We start from the raw sequence: 18,098 nt of genomic DNA on the forward strand, positions 1-18,098 counted from the left end.
CTTTCTTTAGAAACCCCTGCCCTGAAAATACCTATTATTAGTTTTTTTCCTGCGCCGGTACAAAGGTCGTACCCAAAACAGTTCCGTCAAACAAATCATACAGATCCCGCGGGTTTGCCCCTGAAAGGACAACACAGGGGATTCCCGCACGGTTGGCAATTTCCGCCGCCGATACTTTTGTCGCCATGCCGCCGGTGCCGAGGTCACTGCCCGCGCCGCCGGCCAGCGCTTTAATTTTATCCGTAATGCCATAAACATAAGGAATGCGCTTAGCCTGCGGGTTCGTGCGCGGATTGCCGTCATACAAGCCGTCAATATCCGTTAAAATAACCAGCAGATCCGCCTGTGACAGCACCGCCACGGTTGCTGAAAGGGTATCGTTGTCACCAAAATTTTTTCCGGCCAGCTCATCCGTTGCAACGGAGTCGTTTTCATTGACAACCGGAATAATGCCAAGGTGCAGCAATGTTAAAAATGTATTTTCTGCATTTTTCCGCGTAACCTGATTCTGTACCACGTCCCGTGTAAGCAGCACCTGACCAACTGTATGATTATATTCGCCGAAAAATTTATCATACATAAACATCAGCTCACATTGACCAACCGCGGCAACTGCCTGTCGCTGCTCAATTTCTTCCGGATGTTTGTGCAGGCCAAGCTTTGCCATACCAACGCCTACGGCGCCGCTGCTGACCAGAACCACCTCCCTGCCCTCATTCTGTAAACCACACAGGACCTTACACAGTTCCTCCATGCGGCGCAGGTTCAGCCGTCCGTTTTCATAGGCCAGCGTACTGGTTCCAACCTTAATGACCACTCGTTTTGCTTGCGTGATATGTGACATTTTCTGTTCCCTCCGTCTGCGCCGCAGCGCAGAACGCCATCGGCAAATTTTCTTTTAATTATAGCATACTTTACCTGCGAAAGGGAAAACATCATATTTCAGGCAGAAAGACAAATACTAAGCGAAAGGGAAGGAGGGATATGATAAAATGCTTGACAAAATTGCTCTTTTTTTCATCGTCGTCGGCGGAATCAACTGGGGATTGGTTGGATTCTTTCGGTTTGACCTAGTTGCATGGATTTGCGGCGGCCCTGCCACCATGCTTGCCCGCATCATTTACGCCGTCATCGGCATTGCTGCCCTGTGGTCTATTTCCATTTTCTTTAAGCGCATTACAACCGAATCGGATATAGAACACGGCGCAATCTGACCACCGTCCCCCTATGAAAAGGCAGAACTGTTTGCTACAGTTCTGTTTTTTTGTCCTAACGGGGTTTTGTCGGCCTGCGGTGGGCATTTTCCCTCGGCTGTGGTGCCGGCAGATCCGCTGGATTTAGCCCTTCCAGCTCAATGCGCGCTTCCCGACAGGAAAGGTTTAGCCTGCCGCGGCTGTCTATTTCCACAACCTTAACCATGACAGAATCACCTACTTTAACAACATCTGTCACCTTGTTCACAGGTTTGATATCCAGCTGTGAAATGTGTACCAATCCCTCTTTTCCGGGGGCAATTTCCACAAATGCGCCGAAGTCTATCAGCCGGGTAACCTTGCCGCAGTATATTCTGCCGGGTTTTGGCCCTTCCACAATGGTGTGAATAATGTCCAACGCGCGCTGTGTGCCCGCTTCCTCCTGGCCGGAAACATAAACGTGGCCGTCCTCTTTGACGTCCATCTGTACATTGCACTCACTGCATATCTGCCGAATGACCTTTCCGCCCGTGCCAATAACTTCTCGAATCTTGTCGACTGGAATCTGCACCGTCTCCATCTTCGGTGCCCATTTGGAAAGCTTTCCGCGCGGCGCGGGAATCGCCTTTAAAAGAACCCCATCAATGATTTCGTTACGTGCCTTGTGCGTTTTCAGCAGGGCTTCCCGCACCATTGCCGGTGTCAGCCCCTGTATTTTCAGGTCCATCTGTATAGCCGTAATGCCTTCTTTGGTACCAGCCACCTTAAAATCCATATCTCCGAAGAAATCCTCAATGCCCTGTATGTCCACCATGGTCATCCAGTGCTCGCCCTCCGTGACCAGCCCGCAGGAAATGCCCGCCACCGGCGCTTGAATGGGCACGCCGGCTGCCATCAGTGCCAGTGTGCTGCCACAGATGCTTGCCTGTGACGTGGAACCATTGGAGGAAAGCACCTCACTGACAACCCGCATGGCATACGGGAATTCATCCACGCTGGGAATGACCGGCAGAAGTGCCCGCTCCGCCAGCGCGCCGTGTCCGATTTCACGGCGGTTTGGCCCGCGGCCGGGTTTTGTTTCGCCAACGCTGTAACTCGGGAAATTATACTGATGCATATAGCGCTTTTCTTTGGTCTCACCCAAGTCGTCCAGTGTCTGCGCATCACTCACCTGCCCGAGCGTCACGGTTGTAAGGACCTGTGTCTGGCCGCGGGTAAACAGGCCGGAACCATGGACGCGCGGCAATAGGTCTACTTCCGCCGCCAGCGGGCGAATCTCGTCCATTCCGCGGCCGTCTACCCGTTTTTTCTCGTCCAGCAGCCAGCGGCGCACAACATATTTTTGCAGTTTGTACAGGCTCTCGTCCAGCTGTTTTTCACTGTCTGGATATTGTTCCGCAAAATGCGCAAAAACATCCGCATACACTTTTTGCAGACGTGTGTCCCGCACCATTTTGTCGCTGGTATCCATCGCCGCGCGCACAGCGTCCAATGCGTACACTGCCACGTCGTCCTGCATCTCATCGCTGGCGTGTTCTGCTGTATATGTAAATTTTTCTTTCCCGATTTCTTCCCGCATAGTCCGAAAAAGCGGCAACAGCTCCATGTTGGCACGGTGCCCCGTCAAAATGCCCTGATACATTTCCTCATCCGCAACAATTTTGGCACCTGCCTCTATCATCACCATGCGTTCCCCTGCGGAAGCGACCGTTACAGCCATACGGCTGTCTTTTCTTTGTTCTTCCGTTGGATTGATGAGAAAAGTTCCATCCGGTGCAAGGCCCACACATACGGCAGCGACTGGTCCTCCCCACGGAATATCCGAAATGGACAGTGCCGCGCTTGCGCCGAGGAGTGCCGCAATGACCGGCGAACAATCCGGGTCCAAGCTCATAACTATACAGGACACGGTCACATCGTTGCGCATATCCTTTGGGAACAGCGGACGAATGGACCGGTCAATTAAGCGGCCCGCCAAAACGGCTTCTTCCGGCGGCTTTCCCTCCCGTCGAAGAAAGGAACCGGGAATGCGGCCGACCGCGTACATTTTTTCCTCATAATCTACCGACAGCGGGAAAAAATCCACACCTTCCCGCGGCTGGCTGCTGGCTGTGGCAGTGCACAGCACCGCCGTTTCACCGTAGCGCACCATACAGGCGCCGTTTGCCAGCTGCGCAAGCTTTCCTGTTTCTATCTGCAGTTCACGACCTGCAAGTGAAGTTCGGTAGGTCCTGCTGTTCTCAAACATAGTGAGCCTCCCTTTCTGCGCTTTTTCATATGCTCATCCCATTAATATAGATTGCATAAATTATAGTACATTTCTACTGATATTTATAGCATTTCTTAAAAAATAGTGTAGAGAATCCAAAAAAGCGCAAAAAAATCGCCGCAGGCGCACAAGACGGCCGCGGCGGTTCTATTGGGTTCACAAACAGATTACTTACGCAGATTCAGTTCGCTGATGATAGCACGGTAGCGCTCAATATCCACGCGCTCCAGATAGTTCAGCAGGCTGCGGCGGGTGCCAACCATTTTCAGCAGGCCGCGGCGGCTGTGATGATCCTTCTGGTGAGTACGCAGATGGTCAGTCAGGTCATTGATGCGCTTGGTCAGGACAGCAACCTGTACTTCCGGAGAGCCAGTGTCACCCTCGTGCCGTGCATACTTCTTCATAATTTCTGTCTTTTCTGCCTTTGTCATAAGATAAAACCACCTTTTATAATATTTGCCGCATACGCAGAGGAGGGTCGTTGTGGTATCCCCCAGTGGGGCAGTCGCCGGCCTCCGCGAAATGGGCAAAGCAAGTATAGCATATTTTTCCGCGTTACGCAAATGCCTGTTTGCATTCTTGTTGCAGGTAGATCCTTGCGTGTTCGCCGTCCTGCCGAATCTGTTTGCCCAATGCCTCCACACTGGCAAACTTCTTTTCCGGACGAATGAAGTGCAGTAAATCGGTGCATACCGTTGCGCCGTACACTTCCGGCCCAGTATAATCCGGCATCCATGTTTCCGCAGACACAAAGTGTCCATCTACGGTGGGCCGTATACCCACATTGGTTACACCGCAGTAGATGTGTCCGTTCAGGGTAACACGGCTGGCATACACGCCGAACCGCGGCAGGACAAAGTTGTCCGGGATTTTTTGGTTCAGTGTCGGCGTTCCAAGCCGACGGCCCAGCTGCTGGCCGTGCTGTACCGTTGAAAGGTAGCTGTATGGTCTGCCCAGCAGGCGGGCTGCCTCGCCGACCGCGCCTGCCCGCACCAGTGCGCGAATACGGGTGCTGCTGATGGGTGCATTGTCAGCCATAACGGCTGGTTTGACTGCTACACGCAGACCACGCTGTGTACACAGGTGGGTAAGATCCGCGCTGGTCGCACTGCCGCCCTCTCCAAACGTAAAATTAAACCCGCAGCACACTTTTTTTGCGTGGCAGACTTTGATAAGAACCTCATCCACAAACTGCTCTGCGGTCAGGTGCATAATGCTTGCGAACTGCAGCCGGTACAGCTGCTTGATACCAAATTTCTCCAGCACCTGTTCTTTCTGCTGCTGCGTCATCAATTCGCCGCCAGTTTTTCCACCCAAATCACACAGGGGATTTCGGGCAAAGGTGAGCACGGTGGGAACGAGTCCCGGTTCACCCAATGTCTGAGAAATGACCGCCCTGTGCCCCAGGTGCAGCCCGTCAAAGGAACCGAGTGCCACTGCTGTCGGCTCCTCACAGGGTATCAGTTCTTGGTAGATTTTCATTTTGTACATCCTCCTGTGTGCAGAAAAGGCGCACAACACAAAGCTGGCCCTTCCCCTTCTCTTCTGCGCCAAGGCCGAGGAAATTCCCCTCAGGGTCCCTCACACGACAGTTCCCGCAAAGTCCCTCTGGCAGGTGCAGACGGTCCAGCGACAGTCCGCCGCCGTTTGCAAAGCGTTTCGCCTGCGGCATGGTCACTGTCACCTGCGGCAGGTCCGCAAACAAATGCTCCACCGGCAGAACCTTCTGCAGGAGCCGTTCCCGTCCCATAGCTTTCGCCTGTGTCAGTGAAACGGCATCGTCCAATGTAAAGCCTGCCGCAGCCGTCCGGCGCAGGGCTGTCATCATTCCGTGTGAGCCAAGTGCTTCCCCTATATCCGCACACAGTGTGCGCACATAAGTACCACCGGAACACCTCACCCGCAGTGTTCCGGTACGGTCTGTTTCCCTATAAGAAAGCAGTTCTAGCCGGTAAATAGTCACACGGCGTGGCGGGCGCTCCACGGTCTTTCCCTGCCGGGCCAAATCGTACAGACGCACGCCGTTATGCCGCAGCGCGCTGTACATAGGCGGTGTCTGCAGAATCTCCCCAGTAAAGCGCGGCAGAACCGCCAGCAGGCTTTCCCGGGAAATAGGTGTATCATCCCGCGACTGCACCGTTCCGGTGCAGTCCAGCGTATCTGTCGCCGTACCAAACGCGAAGGACGCTTCATATTCTTTGGGCCGTTCGGCCAAAAAAGGCAGCGCTCTTGTCGCCTTTCCCAGCAGCATGGGCAGCACACCGGTTGCCATGGGGTCCAGTGTACCAGTATGACCAATTTTTCGTTCACCGGTAAGGCCCCGCAGTACTGCTACTGCGTCAAAAGAGGTAAAGCCTTCCGGTTTGTCCAACACCAGCACTCCGGTCATAATTTCTCCAAATAGTCCGCTGTTGCGGCAACGATTTTCTTCATTGCCTCTTCCATATTACAGCCAATCATCGCACAGCCGGCGGCACCCGGGTGCCCGCCGCCGCCGAACCGGCTGCAAATAACTGAAGCGTTCACCGGTGGCTGCGCACGCAGCGAAACTTTTATTTTTCCGTCAGATTTTTCTTTGACGGTAATGCCCACCTGCACGCCCTCTATGGAACGGGGAATGTTGGCAATTCCATCCGTGTCATCATCGCTTGCACCGGTCTGCTGTACCATGGCGTACGTCAGCGGAATGACAGCAATTCTGCCGTTTCGATAATATTCGATATGATTCAGCGCCTGTTTTTCCAGCTCCAGCCGCTGGCGGCTTTTAGTTGCAAACATAGCGCGGTTAATTTTATGTGTCGGTACTCCCAGTTCCATCAGGCTCGCCGCCATTCGCAGGGTATGCGGTGTGGTGTTGATGAACTGAAAGCAGCCGGTATCGGTAATTATGCCAGTATACAGGTCCTCTGCTATTGGCTCGTCCAGCGGAACACCCAGCAGCGGCAGAAAGCTGCACAAAATTTCGCAGGTTGCCGCGGCCTTCGGTTCCACATGATACCGCTGTGCATAGTGCGTATTGCTTGGGTGGTGGTCAATGCAGAGCTGTATTTTACCGCCGTAGACCGGCTGCAGTTCCCCCAGCAGCTGCTCGTCCGCCACATCTAGCGAAACAATGGTTTTTGGTTCAAATTTCTGTTCTTCCATGCCCGCAAAGAGGAAGGAAAAGCGGGAGCCTACTGGGTCACAGCACAGCACCTGGGCGTGCTTGCCAAGACGGCGCAGCGCACGGCACAGGGCACTTCCGCTGCCAAGTGTGTCGCCGTCCGGCGATTGATGGCACAGAATGGTAATGTCCTGCTGCTGCAGAAGCCATGCGGCGGCCTCATTCAGGCTTACTTCCATGTTTCTCCTCCTTCAGGTCCTCCAGAATACGGGAAATATTCGCGCTGTACTCAATGGAATCCGTTGCCTTAAAGGTCAGTTCCGGTACATGCCGCAGGGAAAGGCGGCTTCCCAGTTCGTGGCGGATAAATCCGGCGGCAGACTTCAGTCCCTGCACTGCCCGCTGGGCGCGCTCCATGCCTTCCATATCGCTGACATACACTGTGCAGTACGAAAGGTCCCGGCTCACTTCTACCCGCACGATGCTCAGCAGTGTGTTGCTCACACGCGGGTCTTTCAGTTCACGGAAAACAGCTGTCAGTTCGCGGCGGATATCCTCTGTCGTGCGGTCCAGCTTATAACTCGGCATAAAAATTCCCTCCTGTCGGAAAATGCAGGCGCAGCATACGGAGTGTCCTTGTCCGCAGACAAGATTCCGTACCTGTGCCTGTAAAAAACGCATTTTCTGTAGTGTACAGCTTTATTCCGGCTGATAAGCCTCCATGGTATATGCTTCCAAAATATCACCGATTTTAATATCGGAGAATTTTTCCAGGCAGATGCCGCAGTCATAGCCTTCCACAACTTCCTTTACGTCATCCTTAAAGCGGCGCAGAGAAGCGATTGTATCATCTGCCACGACAATGCCGTCACGCACAACACGCGCACTGGCACCGCGGGTAATCTTTCCGGAGACCACATGGGCGCCAATAACAAGGCCAACACTGCTGATTTTGTAGGTCTCGCGGCATTCGGCACGGCCAAGCTGTACTTCGCGGTACTTCGGGTCCAGCATGCCTTTCATAGCGGATTCAATTTCCTGAATGCAGTCATAAATGACACGGTACAGACGAATATCCACACCATCACGCTTGGCGTTTTCCTCCGCGACCGGGTCCGGACGCACATTAAAGCCAACGATAATGGCGTTGCTGGCCGCTGCCAGCATGACATCGCTTTCGCTGATGGCACCAACAGCGCCGTGAATGACATTGACACGCACTTCATCATTGGAGATTTTCTCCAGTGATTGTGTAACTGCCTCAACCGAACCCTGCACATCCGCCTTAACAATCAGCTGTAACTCTTTCATATCGCCCAGCTGCATCTGCTCAAACAGGTTATCCAGGGTAACCTTGGTACGTGCGTTAAACTTCTCCTCTTTCTTAGCAGTGCGGCGCTGTTCCACCAGCTCACGGGCCAGACGTTCATCCGAAACAGCGTTAAAGGTATCGCCGCCGGCCGGTACACTATCCAGACCGGTGACTTCCACCGGTACACTGGGCTTTGCCGAGGTAATTTCCCTGCCACTTTCGTTTGTCATTGCACGTACACGACCGACGCTGGTGCCTGCTACAACAATATCGCCCTGATGCAGGGTACCGTTTTGGACCAGCATGGTGGCAATCGGACCGCGGCCCTTGTCCAGACGTGCTTCAATAATGACGCCCTTTGCCGGACGGTTCGGGTTCGCCTTCAGTTCCTTCATGTCTGCAACCAGCAGAATCATTTCCAGCAAGTCGTTCAGACCAGTTCCTGTTTTTGCGGAAACCGGAATACATGGCACGTTGCCGCCCCACTCTTCCGGCACAATGCCGTACTTTGTAAGCTGTTCCATAACCATCTGAGGATTGGCGCCGGGCTTATCTATTTTATTAACAGCAACAATGATATTGACCTTTGCTGCCTTTGCATGGTGAATTGCCTCAATGGTCTGCGGCATAACGCCGTCATCTGCCGCAACAACCAGGACCGCAATATCCGTTGCCATTGCACCGCGGGCACGCATGGTTGTAAAAGCCTCATGACCTGGAGTATCCAGGAACGTGACCATGCGGTCATTTACCTTAACCTGATATGCACCGATATGCTGTGTAATGCCGCCGGCTTCGCTGCTCGTCACATTGGTATGGCGGATAGCGTCCAACAGGCTTGTTTTGCCATGGTCAACATGGCCCATAACAACGACGACCGGCGCACGTGTTTCCAAATCTTCTTCTTTATCTTCGCTGTCATCAATAATCTGTTCCTCGATGGTGACTTCGACTTCTTTTTCCACCTTTGCGTGGAATTCCATTGCGACCAGAGAAGCCGTATCAAAATCGATTTCATCGTTGATGGAAGCAAACACACCGTTCTGCATCAGCTTTTTAATCACTTCGGCAACGGTTGCTTTCAGACGCAGTGCCAGTTCGCCGACTGTAATGCTTTCCGGAATCTGCACGGTAATCGGCTTTGCCTTGCGTTCTGCCGCAATACGGCGCAGACGCTCAGCCTCTGTTTCTCTCTTGGGCCGACGGCCGCGGCGGTAGCGGGCACTTTTCTGATTCAGTTTCTGCTTATGCACAACATTGTCTGTCTTGACTTTTTCGTTTGCCAGACGGTCATATTTCTCATTGTATTTATCCAGTTCAACATCATGGGAGCGGGTATCTACAATGCGCTCGTGTGAATGGCGGGAAGCGTTGTCGTTGCCAAGGCCAATATGTCCAATAATCGTTGCCTTTTGGCGGATAGAGTCCTTTTTCGGCTTTGCTGCAGCACCTTTCTGCTGCGGCTTTCCGGGCTGTCGGTTGTTCTGGTTCCTATTTTGGTTCTGATTCTGGTTTTGGGCACCGCGGGCATTTCTGCCGGGACGACGGCCGTTGTTCTCCTGTTTCTTTGCTGCTTCTTTCAGCGGAATTTCTTTTGCCGAACCCTCTTCGGATACCGTCACGGCTCTTTCCTCCCGCTGTGCAAAGTAATCATTTAGGTCTTTTTTATTATTCTTCTGTGTAAAAGTTTCAAATACCAAATCCAGTTCGTCCTCATTTAAAGCAGTCATGTGCTTTTTTGTTTCGCCAGTGTATTTCTGCAGGACATCAATGACGTCCTTGTTTGGGACATTGAGATCCTTCGCTACCTCGTGCACCCGGTATTTAATCATCATATTATAACATTCCTCCTCATCTCATCTGTCCGTACAAAGCGTCTTCAATTTATTGGCAAAGCCGGTGTCCTCCACTGCTGCGGCACCCGCATATTTTCCCAGCGCCGCGCCCATTTCTTCCATGGTGCAGCTCAATACACATACAGGTATGCCCATCTGCTGGGCGGCGTATTGAATGCCGCCCGCTGTGTGTGCGGAAAGGTCCCGCGCCAGCAGGACCAGCCGGGCTTTTCCGCTGCGCACACTTTCCAGCACAGGGTCATGGCCTAGCTGTATTCTACCGGCCCGGCGGCACAGTCCCAGCATGGACAGTATCTTATTCACAGGCATCCTGTTCCATCTCCTTCTCCATACGGTCATAAACTTCTTCCGGTATCTGGCAGGAAAAGGCCTTTTCAAAACGGCGTGCTTTGCGTGCACGGCGCAGGCAGACAATACTGCGGCACACGTAGGCGCCCCGTCCCGGTTTGCGGCCGGTTAAATCCAGTGAAATTTCCCCTTCGGGGGAACGCACCACTCGGACCAATTCTTTTTTTTGTTTCATCTCACCGCATCCGGTACACATCCGCAGCGGAACTTTTTTCTGGTGCACTTGCAGGCCTCCTGACCAAACTGACATAAGCGTTCCAATAAATGAAGCACAGCCGGCGGGCAGTATGTAAAAAGAGGGACTGCCGCTTTACAGACACAGACTGCCGTGGGCGGATTACTCCTCCGGTTCAGCGATTTCCTTTTCCGGCTGCTGTGCCGACCCCTCAGTTTCCCCATCGCCGTAAAAACCGCTTTCCGGCTTAATGTCGATTTTCCAGCCTGTCAGCTTTGCCGCCAGGCGGGCATTTTGTCCCTTATTGCCGATTGCCAGGGACAGCTGGCTATCTGGTACGGTAACACGGCAGGCATGGGAACCGTCCTCTGCCAACTCCACCGAAAGGACATTGGCCGGGGACAATGCGTTGGCAATAAACTGCTGTGGGTCATCGCTGTATTCGACAATATCGATTTTTTCACCGCCGAGTTCGTCGACAATGACGCCGACACGGCCGCCGCGTGCACCAATGCAGGCACCGACGGCGTCCACTGCTGGGTCGTGGGACAAAACTGCCAGCTTTGTACGGGAACCGGCTTCACGGGAAACGGCCTTAATTTCAACTGTGCCGTCGTAAATTTCCGGTACTTCTGTTTCAAACAGGCGTTTGACAAGATCCGGATGCGTGCGGCTGATAATCGCATGCGGGCCTTTTTCGGTATCACGCACATCTACAACATACACTTTGATATGGTCGCCGTCGCGGAATGTTTCGTTCTCCACCATTTCGCTGCGCGGCAGCAGTGCTTCACTTTTGCCGATGCGGACGGTCGCCGCTCCGGAGCGCGGGTCCACCCGCTCTACTATAGCATCCACCAGTTCTTGGTGCTTTGCCTGGAATTCCTTGAGCATCAAACCGCGCTCACCGGCACGAATGCCCTGCCGAATGACACCGCGTGCCTGATGCGCGGCAATGCGTCCGAACTCTTTGGTGTGCAGCTGTACGCTTACCTGGTCACCCTCGACACAGGTTGGGTCAATTCTGCGCGCCTTTTCCAGCATAATCTCATTGTTGGGGTCCAGAACATCGTCCACAACTTCTTTGCGCAGGAATACTTCAAATTCATTTTTGTCTTTGTTCAAATAGACAGAAACGTTGTCGTTGTCATAGCTGTTTTTGCAGGCTGTAGTGATTGCCTTACAAATCTGCTCGACCATATAGTCCTTCGGGATACCGCGCTCTTTCTCCAGCATTTCCAGGGATTCCACAATCCCGATGTCTTCCTCACTCGTTTTCATGGTTGCCTCCATCATCGTCATCGTACAGTTTTACCCAGGCCGTGTCCGCTGTGGGAACCGTCATGGTTTCTCCCTGTTCGTTCTGTAGCGTCATAGCAGCATCCTTGTAAGCAGCCAGAGTCCCTATTACCTCACGGCTTCCATCTGCAAAGGGACGGATAAAGCGCACCCATACCAGTCTGCCTATGCAGGCGGCAAAATGCTCCGGTCTAGTCAGCTGACGGTTAATGCCGGGGGAACTGACCTCCAGCGTATAGGAACCGGCAACCGCGTCCAGTGCATCCAGTGGTTTGTCGACCGCGTGCGTCATATTGACGCACTCATCAATGGAAATGCCGCCCTCTTTGTCGATATAAATACGCAGATACCAGTCGGCGCCCTCTTTCACAAAGCGCACGTCCCACAGCTGAAGCCCCAGTTCTTCTGCCAGCGGCTGTGCCAGTTCCCGCACCGCCTGCGCGGTATTAGGGCCTTTTTTTCTTGCTGCCATTGTTTCACCTCATAAAGTATATAATGCAAACAAAAGAGTGGGTCGCCCCACTCTTTCACCATTCCAGTCTATACCTTAGCCAGTTTAACATAAACACGGGTAAATTGCAAGCCGTTTCGCAAAAAAACGGCTTCGTGCCGCCCTTTTTCAGCTTTCCAGCTGTTTCGCCAGAAAATCGGCCGCCAGCTGTGTCAATCGGCCGCCTTCCGCGGGCGCGCCGGTACCGCCGACAAGCAGGACCACTGCGCCGTGAACATCACTTTGCGCCAAAATGGGGCTTATCGCCACAGCGGCGCATTCTCCCATACCCTCCACAGGGTGCAGTTCCTTTCCCTCTGCCTGCACAAAGCTGTGACGGGCATTGATGCAGTCTTCCAGTTCCTGACTAATGCGCCGTTCCAGGTATTCCCGTTTTGAAACACCAGCAGCGGCAACTACATGGTCCCGGTCGCACACCAGCGCGGGTACACCAGCGGTTTTGCTGAGCACCTCTGCCATCTGGGTAGAAAACAACGACATTTCTCCAATCGGTGAATATTTTTTAAAAATGACGCCACCCTGATTGTCTGTAAAGATTTCCAGAGCATCGCCCTCTCGGATACGCAGTGTACGGCGGATTTCCTTCGGGATGACCACCCGCCCCAGGTCATCTATTCTTCTTACGATCCCGGTCGCTTTCAATACCAAACATCCCCTTCATCAAAGTTACTCCCTATTCTTTCAGGTAAGGTTTAGTATTTACAGCAATTCAAAAAATACGCTATGTACCAGTATTTTGCAATAGAATATACCGATTATTGGCAAAAAGGGGGATTCCTCTACTCAGATGCGCGGTGCAGCGCCGTCACGGCGGCTTTATAGTCCGCCTTTCCAACAATAGCACTGCCCGCGACAAAGATTTCCACGCCGGCCTCAGCCGCCGCATGGATAGTGTCCGGATTAATACCACCGTCTATTTCCACCGGCAGCTGCGGTGCTTCTTTTTTCAGCCAGCGAACTTTTTCCAGCATGGCTGGGTTGAATTTCTGGCCGCCGAACCCCGGTTCCACGCTCATGATGAGAACCATGTCTACCTGTGAAAGATAGGGCCGTAGTGCGGTGACCGGTGTCCCCGGCTTAACGGAAATACCGGCCTTCGCTCCGGCCGCATGGATTTGCTGAATGGTCTGCGCCGGGTCGCCCTCCGCTTCCAGATGGAACGTGACCACATCGGCACCCGCCTGAATAAATTGTGGAATGTATGCTTGCGGCTGTGAAATCATTAAATGTACGTCCAGCGGCTTTTCCGTCAGCGGCCGCAGGGAATGCACCATATTCGGGCCAAATGTAATATTTGGCACAAAGTGGCCATCCATGACGTCCACATGTACCCAATCCGCACCGGCACGGTCCAGCTGACGGACCTCGGTGCCAAGGTCTGCAAAGTTCGCTCCCAAAATAGATACTGCGATTTTCATAGTTTGCTCCTCCTCGCCTTTCCTATCCTGATTGTACCACAAAAATACCGGCACGAAAATAAGAAAAAGACCGGCGGGGTATCTAACGCCCGTCGGTCCCATCTATGATTAAGCGGTTAAAAAGCTTTGCCCCGCACTTACAGTCTATGCACATAGCATCTGTTTGTGCGGCCCGCCCTGCAGTTCATTTTGTTTTTGGAAAAAGTGGATATGGTTAAGCAACGTTTTCCGTGACGTTTTCAAGTTCCCGTTCCACCATGGCGAGGTCCTCCTGCAGGCGTTCCTCTTCCCAGCATTGTCTTTCCGCACGGCGCCGCCGGGTAATTTGTGCGGCCCGGCGGTCATGCCGCTCTGTCAGCAGGGACAGCACGGTACAACCGATTAGAACGAGTCCCAGTACTGCCTCAACCGCAGCCAAACCGGCGCTGTCCTGCTGCAGGATAACTGATATACCGCCAGTCAGTGCAAGCAAGAGACACAGGGAACGGCTTTTCTGGACCTGCGGGTGAAAAAATGTGTTCAGCAGCAAAGACGCCGCCAGCAGCAGCAGTCCCACATAAATACATCCGTTCATGAAAAAAACCTCCTGTGTCCTTTTAACAGCAAAACATATTTTCCATATAAAGTAAAAAACTTGTGTAATTGTTATTATCATAGCATTTTTATCTCAGGTTTGCAAGACTTTCATTACAAATCCTTCATAAATTCGCGCAAATCGTAACAAATTCCATACAAAATAAAAAAGCCCGCATCTGCACGGATTTTTCCTGCAGACACGGAACCCTATTGTTTTTCTGTTCAGTTGAGAATGTAAATATTCATGCTGCGGCGTCCGAAGTTTTCGCACTCCGATTCCGAGTTCATGTACAAGTCAACCATGGTAGAACTGGTGTTTACAAATCCACCTGTATCTGCCGCGACCGCATAGCCATACACATAGCTGCCGTCAGCGGAAGTGATGTACAAACGTGTGCCATAGGGAATCACGTTCGGATTGACTGCTACACGTCCCACTGCCGCGGGCAAGCCGGTGGCGGTGGTGCCGCCGCCAGTATATGCTGTGCACATACCGGTCAGCATACGGCTGTAAGAAAGGCCGCTGGCTGTGGTCTTTTTACTGCTGGAGGAAGCCGTTGCTGTCTTCTTAGCAGTAGATTGGCTGGAACTGCTCTTCTCGGCAGCCGGCTGCTCTGTTTCTTTCACTTTGGTTCCCTTGACAACAATGCGGTTCACAGCTTCTTTTACAACAGAAGCGGAAACTTTTTCGGTTTTATCTTTTTTACCATCTATGTACTTTGTGCGGTACACAATCTTTCTGGTACCATTGCGGCCGGATGACTGCACTTCTGTGTGGCCCGCCAGCAGGCTGCTGTCTTCCTTGACGACTGTTTCATAAGGAATTTCTTCCGTAGTGGAAGTCTCCTTATAAGTGACACGGGAAACGGAAACGGTCTTTTTGTCGGAATCGGTACGCACTTCATCGTTCGTATTCAGCGCAACACCCGCCTTGTGGACGGATTCTTTTGCGGAAGCCGACACCGGCAGGATTACCTGGGACTTCACCCCGTCTGCTTCTACCGTAACAATGTGGTTGCGGTTGACGTTAATGCGGGTGTTTTTCGACATCACCTGATCCAGCGGCACATTGACGGTATCCACTGTGCCCAGCTTTATACCGGCCTGCGCCAGCACCTGCCGTGCAGTATCACCGTAATGGGCGGTAACGATGGAGTAATTGCCGTCCGCCGCGACGGTCACGGGGTAAGCGGTCCGGACATCAACCTTTATGTTTCCCTCCGGACTTGCGGAACGCAGGACCAAGTCACCGTTGTTTATGGTAACGCCTGCTTTTTTCAGGATGTCGTTCGTGTCACTGCTCGTCAGCATGTAAAGTGCTTTGCTTTCTCCGTTTTTGGTCACGGTCGCGGTTTCTGTGGCGGCCATGGCTGTACCGGCGGTGCCCAACCCAAAGGTAAAGACAGCGCCCAGTGCAAGTAACGTTCTGCTTGCCTTATGCATTCTGGTTCACCTGACTCTCTTCAATTCTTCATAACATTCTGTCATTGTTTTTTTCAGCGTACATATGCAGCACCGAACCATGCGGTCGGCGGCTGGCTTTCTGCAGCCAACGATTGCATGATACCTGTTCAAACTGTCTATGTCAAGTTGTAAAATTTAAAGTTTTTGTACACTATGCACAACTAAATTCTCGGAAAAGTAATTAAAGATTCAAAATGTCCCTGCTTTTCGGGCCGGCTGGCGGCAGCATACTGCTGCTTTTCTGTACATTATGCATGAACTTTAACAATTACAATTCTGTTACAAAGATTACATGAACGTTTACTCCCTTATTTTGATGAAAAATACAGCTTTTTAGGTGAGTAATTTAAAAAAACAGCGGTATTTTTTTCCCGCTGTGGTAGATAAAGATTTTTTGCTTTCAGCGGGTTTGTCATTTCTCACTGAAATCCCACCGAATGACAAAATTAAATCCTGAAAAGTATCAAATCAGTCGCATTCTGTTTCATATTTGTAACTGTTTTTCACCCATTTCATCCCTGCTTTGTGTAATTCGACCATGTCCATTCTCTTCTCTCTTTCGTAAGGAAAACCAACGTTGAAAACTTTTTCTCCTCATTTTAATCTTGTATTCCCCATAAAAAATATAATTATATTTCCGCATTGTGGTGCAAAGCATATAAAGGATTACCAGGGCTTTCCACCCCGCATGTTGAAAAGTGGTGAATAATTTTCTGCTGCATAAAAAAAGGCCCGGAAGCATTTGCTTCCGAGTCCATTTTTTCCATAAATAAATCAGCGCTTAGAGAACTGCGGTGCGCGACGTGCAGCCTTCAAGCCGTACTTCTTACGTTCCTTCATTCTCGGGTCACGAGTGAGGAATCCGGCCTTTTTCAGCGCCGGGCGCAGGCTGTCACTGTCTACCTTCAGCAGGGCACGTGCAATACCGTGGCGGATTGCACCAGCCTGACCAGTGACACCGCCGCCGGAAACACGGCAGACAACGTCATATTTGCTGGTCAGTCCTGTCAGCTCCAGCGGCTGGCGGACGATGAACTTCAGAGTGTCCAGACCGAAATAGTCATCAATGCTGCGGTCGTTGATGGTGACCTTTCCTGTGCCAGGATACAGACGTACACGGGCTACCGAGCTTTTTCTTCTGCCAGTACCATAGAAATAAGGTGTTTTATCATACATAATCTGCTAGTCCTCCTCCCTCAAAGTTCCCAGACTGTGGGCTGCTGGGCTGCATGCTGATGTTCTGCGCCTTCGACAGTGCGAAGACGGGTGAGCGCATTGCGGCCGAGGGTGTTGTCAGGAAGCATGCCCTTCACTGCCTTCTTCATAGCAGCGCAGGGGTCTTCCCGCATCAGGGTGTCATAGCGGACATCTTTCAAATGACCGATATAGCCTGTATGATGATACCAATGCTTCTTTTCCAGCTTTTTGCCGGTCAGAACAACCTTGGCGCAGTTGATAACGATGACATTGTCACCACAGTCAACATGGGGCGTATAGGTTGTCTTTTCTTTGCCGCGAAGCAGGACGGCGACCTGGGCAGCCACACGACCGAGGGGCTTGCCTTCGGCGTCGATGACATACCACTTGCGTTTGACCTCCTGGGCCTTCGCCATATAAGTGGACATGAGCGGAACCTCCAATATAAATATTACAATCGCCCCGCCCCAGGCGGGGCGGCTTTCGCTTAGCTTACAGCGTGCACAGCACAGAAAAATCCTGTACTGCAAAGGAATTGCAGTTATGATATTACCACAAGCAGTGTCTGCTGTCAAGGGTGGAATCCCGATTTTCGTAATTTACCTATCTGAATGCTCTCATTTTCGGGGTAAATCGGCCGATTCCTTGCTGTAGCTGGCGCGTCATTTCATTTTTTTCACGTGCGTTCTACCTCTCGGCAGAGTGTAAACCACTGACAGTCCCCACAGACGCTCTCCATACCGCTCTGTGCAAGCTGTCTGCACCGACGGCGCAGTTCCCGCCACGGAAGCGTTTGTGCGGCCTGCAGACCGCACAAACGCAGGACCGCCTCATCATACCTCTTTGGTTTTTCACTGCTGCAATGCGTGCCGCATCGATTGGGGCAGCTGTCGCAAAGGCTGTCCGTCTGTGTACACAGGACGATTTCCGTGTCCGGTTCTTCCCGCAGATGGACTGCTTTTTTACTCATATTTTGTGTAAAAGCGTCGCTGTACCCTCTTCCTATATAATGTAATAGGCACAGGCCGTGATGCGGCCGCAGGGGCAGCGGTTCATTCTGCCGGGCAGCCATGATTTAAGCGTCCCAATGCGCGCTCCAGCTGCGGCACCAAAACGGTAACAGCAGCAATCTTAACAGCATCCCCAGGCAGGAACGGCACTACGCAGGTCATCATCGCGGCCGGCAGCGGTGTATGTGTAACCAGAATAAACCAACAGGTTCCTAATGTATAGAGGGCTGCCGTACCGACCAACATGGAAATAACCAGTGCGGCAGATTTTTTCAGCAACGCCTGTTTTCCACCGTTCAAGATGCGATACAGCAGACCTTCTGCCGCTGCCAGTACCAAATATCCCAACAGATAACCACCTGTTGGG

21 protein-coding genes (1 of these 21 running past the window's edge) are annotated in these 18,098 nt (G+C 52.2%); 1 reads left to right on the forward strand and 20 read right to left on the reverse strand.

Features of this window, described 5'->3' with window-relative positions:
• Positions 1-37 precede the first annotated feature (37 nt).
• Positions 38-844 carry a glutamate 5-kinase gene (gene proB, locus ACIHKT_RS09780; protein WP_086036741.1) on the reverse strand — a complete coding sequence of 269 codons (807 nt, stop codon included), beginning with the start codon at positions 842-844 and terminating at the stop codon, positions 38-40.
• Between the two features lie 148 nt (positions 845-992).
• Here proB and ACIHKT_RS09785 point away from each other — a divergent pair, with 148 nt between their 5' ends.
• Positions 993-1,214, forward strand: a complete 222-nt coding sequence (locus ACIHKT_RS09785; RefSeq protein ID WP_086036742.1) for a DUF378 domain-containing protein — start codon at positions 993-995, stop codon at positions 1,212-1,214.
• Between the two features lie 55 nt (positions 1,215-1,269).
• On the opposite strand, the gene ACIHKT_RS09790 is transcribed toward ACIHKT_RS09785, so the two are convergent.
• The 19 genes from ACIHKT_RS09790 to ACIHKT_RS09880 form a co-directional block, all read right to left on the reverse strand.
• On the reverse strand, positions 1,270-3,441 hold the full coding sequence (locus ACIHKT_RS09790) for a polyribonucleotide nucleotidyltransferase (RefSeq protein WP_086036743.1): 2,172 nt from the start codon (positions 3,439-3,441) through the stop codon (positions 1,270-1,272).
• Between the two features lie 188 nt (positions 3,442-3,629).
• Entirely contained in the window at positions 3,630-3,893 is a 264-nt protein-coding gene (gene rpsO, locus ACIHKT_RS09795) for a 30S ribosomal protein S15 (RefSeq protein WP_086036744.1), read from the reverse strand.
• A gap of 124 nt (positions 3,894-4,017) precedes the next feature.
• Positions 4,018-4,944, reverse strand: coding sequence for a riboflavin biosynthesis protein RibF (gene ribF, locus ACIHKT_RS09800; RefSeq protein WP_157659004.1), 927 nt, complete (start codon positions 4,942-4,944; stop codon positions 4,018-4,020).
• Positions 4,913-5,851, reverse strand: coding sequence for a tRNA pseudouridine(55) synthase TruB (gene truB / locus ACIHKT_RS09805; RefSeq protein ID WP_086036746.1), 939 nt, complete (start codon positions 5,849-5,851; stop codon positions 4,913-4,915). The genes ribF and truB overlap by 32 nt, the downstream gene beginning before the upstream one ends.
• Positions 5,848-6,804, reverse strand: coding sequence for a bifunctional oligoribonuclease/PAP phosphatase NrnA (locus tag ACIHKT_RS09810; RefSeq protein WP_174193599.1), 957 nt, complete (start codon positions 6,802-6,804; stop codon positions 5,848-5,850). Before ACIHKT_RS09810 ends, truB begins: the two co-directional genes overlap by 4 nt.
• On the reverse strand, positions 6,785-7,153 hold the full coding sequence (gene rbfA / locus ACIHKT_RS09815) for a 30S ribosome-binding factor RbfA (protein WP_086036748.1): 369 nt from the start codon (positions 7,151-7,153) through the stop codon (positions 6,785-6,787). Before rbfA ends, ACIHKT_RS09810 begins: the two co-directional genes overlap by 20 nt.
• 111 nt (positions 7,154-7,264) lie before the next feature.
• Positions 7,265-9,712, reverse strand: coding sequence for a translation initiation factor IF-2 (infB, locus tag ACIHKT_RS09820; RefSeq protein WP_086036749.1), 2,448 nt, complete (start codon positions 9,710-9,712; stop codon positions 7,265-7,267).
• Between the two features lie 21 nt (positions 9,713-9,733).
• Positions 9,734-10,042: a ribosomal L7Ae/L30e/S12e/Gadd45 family protein gene (locus tag ACIHKT_RS09825; protein ID WP_086036750.1), complete on the reverse strand. Its 309-nt coding sequence runs from the start codon at positions 10,040-10,042 to the stop codon at positions 9,734-9,736.
• Positions 10,029-10,304: an RNase P modulator RnpM gene (rnpM, locus tag ACIHKT_RS09830; RefSeq protein WP_086036751.1), complete on the reverse strand. Its 276-nt coding sequence runs from the start codon at positions 10,302-10,304 to the stop codon at positions 10,029-10,031. Before rnpM ends, ACIHKT_RS09825 begins: the two co-directional genes overlap by 14 nt.
• A gap of 114 nt (positions 10,305-10,418) precedes the next feature.
• A complete protein-coding gene (nusA, locus tag ACIHKT_RS09835) occupies positions 10,419-11,537 on the reverse strand; it encodes a transcription termination factor NusA (RefSeq protein ID WP_086036752.1) in 1,119 nt (372 codons plus the stop codon).
• Entirely contained in the window at positions 11,524-12,027 is a 504-nt protein-coding gene (rimP, locus tag ACIHKT_RS09840) for a ribosome maturation factor RimP (RefSeq protein WP_404352457.1), read from the reverse strand. The genes nusA and rimP overlap by 14 nt, the downstream gene beginning before the upstream one ends.
• Positions 12,028-12,174: 147 nt before the next feature.
• Positions 12,175-12,708, reverse strand: coding sequence for a stage V sporulation T C-terminal domain-containing protein (locus tag ACIHKT_RS09845; protein ID WP_086036754.1), 534 nt, complete (start codon positions 12,706-12,708; stop codon positions 12,175-12,177).
• Between the two features lie 137 nt (positions 12,709-12,845).
• The gene (rpe, locus tag ACIHKT_RS09850) at positions 12,846-13,484 is read right to left on the reverse strand and encodes a ribulose-phosphate 3-epimerase (RefSeq protein WP_086036755.1); all 639 of its coding nucleotides are present in this window, start codon (positions 13,482-13,484) and stop codon (positions 12,846-12,848) included.
• 214 nt (positions 13,485-13,698) lie between these two features.
• Positions 13,699-14,058, reverse strand: a complete 360-nt coding sequence (locus ACIHKT_RS09855) for a hypothetical protein (protein ID WP_086036756.1) — start codon at positions 14,056-14,058, stop codon at positions 13,699-13,701.
• A 224-nt stretch (positions 14,059-14,282) separates the two neighbouring features.
• Positions 14,283-15,503, reverse strand: a complete 1,221-nt coding sequence (locus ACIHKT_RS09860; protein WP_086036757.1) for a G5 domain-containing protein — start codon at positions 15,501-15,503, stop codon at positions 14,283-14,285.
• Positions 15,504-16,298: 795 nt separating this feature from the next.
• Positions 16,299-16,700 carry a 30S ribosomal protein S9 gene (gene rpsI / locus ACIHKT_RS09865; RefSeq protein ID WP_086036758.1) on the reverse strand — a complete coding sequence of 134 codons (402 nt, stop codon included), beginning with the start codon at positions 16,698-16,700 and terminating at the stop codon, positions 16,299-16,301.
• A 20-nt stretch (positions 16,701-16,720) separates the two neighbouring features.
• Positions 16,721-17,149, reverse strand: a complete 429-nt coding sequence (gene rplM / locus ACIHKT_RS09870; RefSeq protein ID WP_086036759.1) for a 50S ribosomal protein L13 — start codon at positions 17,147-17,149, stop codon at positions 16,721-16,723.
• 248 nt (positions 17,150-17,397) lie between these two features.
• Complete coding sequence (locus tag ACIHKT_RS09875; RefSeq protein WP_086036760.1) at positions 17,398-17,793, reverse strand: DUF1284 domain-containing protein; 396 nt, start codon at positions 17,791-17,793, stop codon at positions 17,398-17,400.
• A protein-coding gene (locus ACIHKT_RS09880) for a biotin transporter BioY (protein WP_086036761.1) crosses the window boundary here: on the reverse strand, positions 17,774-18,098 show its 3' portion. It continues 245 nt past the right edge of the window; 325 of the gene's 570 nt are visible here — the last part of the coding sequence; the start codon falls outside the window, past its right edge; the stop codon is at positions 17,774-17,776. The genes ACIHKT_RS09875 and ACIHKT_RS09880 overlap by 20 nt, the downstream gene beginning before the upstream one ends.

Source organism: Caproicibacterium sp. XB2 (genome assembly GCF_044880635.1).
In the GTDB taxonomy this organism is placed as follows: domain Bacteria; phylum Bacillota; class Clostridia; order Oscillospirales; family Acutalibacteraceae; genus Caproicibacterium; species Caproicibacterium lactatifermentans.

Bases quoted from the DNA above. Each gene is read 5' to 3' on its own strand.
- proB (WP_086036741.1), bottom strand. From the start codon at position 844: ATGTCACATATCACGCAAGCAAAACGAGTGGTCATTAAGGTTGGAACC.
- ACIHKT_RS09785 (WP_086036742.1), top strand. From the start codon at position 993: ATGCTTGACAAAATTGCTCTTTTTTTCATCGTCGTCGGCGGAATCAAC.
- ACIHKT_RS09790 (WP_086036743.1), bottom strand. From the start codon at position 3,441: ATGTTTGAGAACAGCAGGACCTACCGAACTTCACTTGCAGGTCGTGAA.
- rpsO (WP_086036744.1), bottom strand. From the start codon at position 3,893: ATGACAAAGGCAGAAAAGACAGAAATTATGAAGAAGTATGCACGGCAC.
- ribF (WP_157659004.1), bottom strand. From the start codon at position 4,944: ATGAAAATCTACCAAGAACTGATACCCTGTGAGGAGCCGACAGCAGTG.
- truB (WP_086036746.1), bottom strand. From the start codon at position 5,851: ATGACCGGAGTGCTGGTGTTGGACAAACCGGAAGGCTTTACCTCTTTT.
- ACIHKT_RS09810 (WP_174193599.1), bottom strand. From the start codon at position 6,804: ATGGAAGTAAGCCTGAATGAGGCCGCCGCATGGCTTCTGCAGCAGCAG.
- rbfA (WP_086036748.1), bottom strand. From the start codon at position 7,153: ATGCCGAGTTATAAGCTGGACCGCACGACAGAGGATATCCGCCGCGAA.
- infB (WP_086036749.1), bottom strand. From the start codon at position 9,712: ATGATGATTAAATACCGGGTGCACGAGGTAGCGAAGGATCTCAATGTC.
- ACIHKT_RS09825 (WP_086036750.1), bottom strand. From the start codon at position 10,042: ATGCCTGTGAATAAGATACTGTCCATGCTGGGACTGTGCCGCCGGGCC.
- nusA (WP_086036752.1), bottom strand. From the start codon at position 11,537: ATGAAAACGAGTGAGGAAGACATCGGGATTGTGGAATCCCTGGAAATG.
- rimP (WP_404352457.1), bottom strand. From the start codon at position 12,027: ATGGCAGCAAGAAAAAAAGGCCCTAATACCGCGCAGGCGGTGCGGGAA.
- rpe (WP_086036755.1), bottom strand. From the start codon at position 13,484: ATGAAAATCGCAGTATCTATTTTGGGAGCGAACTTTGCAGACCTTGGC.
- ACIHKT_RS09855 (WP_086036756.1), bottom strand. From the start codon at position 14,058: ATGAACGGATGTATTTATGTGGGACTGCTGCTGCTGGCGGCGTCTTTG.
- ACIHKT_RS09860 (WP_086036757.1), bottom strand. From the start codon at position 15,503: ATGCATAAGGCAAGCAGAACGTTACTTGCACTGGGCGCTGTCTTTACC.
- rpsI (WP_086036758.1), bottom strand. From the start codon at position 16,700: ATGTATGATAAAACACCTTATTTCTATGGTACTGGCAGAAGAAAAAGC.
- rplM (WP_086036759.1), bottom strand. From the start codon at position 17,149: ATGTCCACTTATATGGCGAAGGCCCAGGAGGTCAAACGCAAGTGGTAT.
- ACIHKT_RS09875 (WP_086036760.1), bottom strand. From the start codon at position 17,793: ATGGCTGCCCGGCAGAATGAACCGCTGCCCCTGCGGCCGCATCACGGC.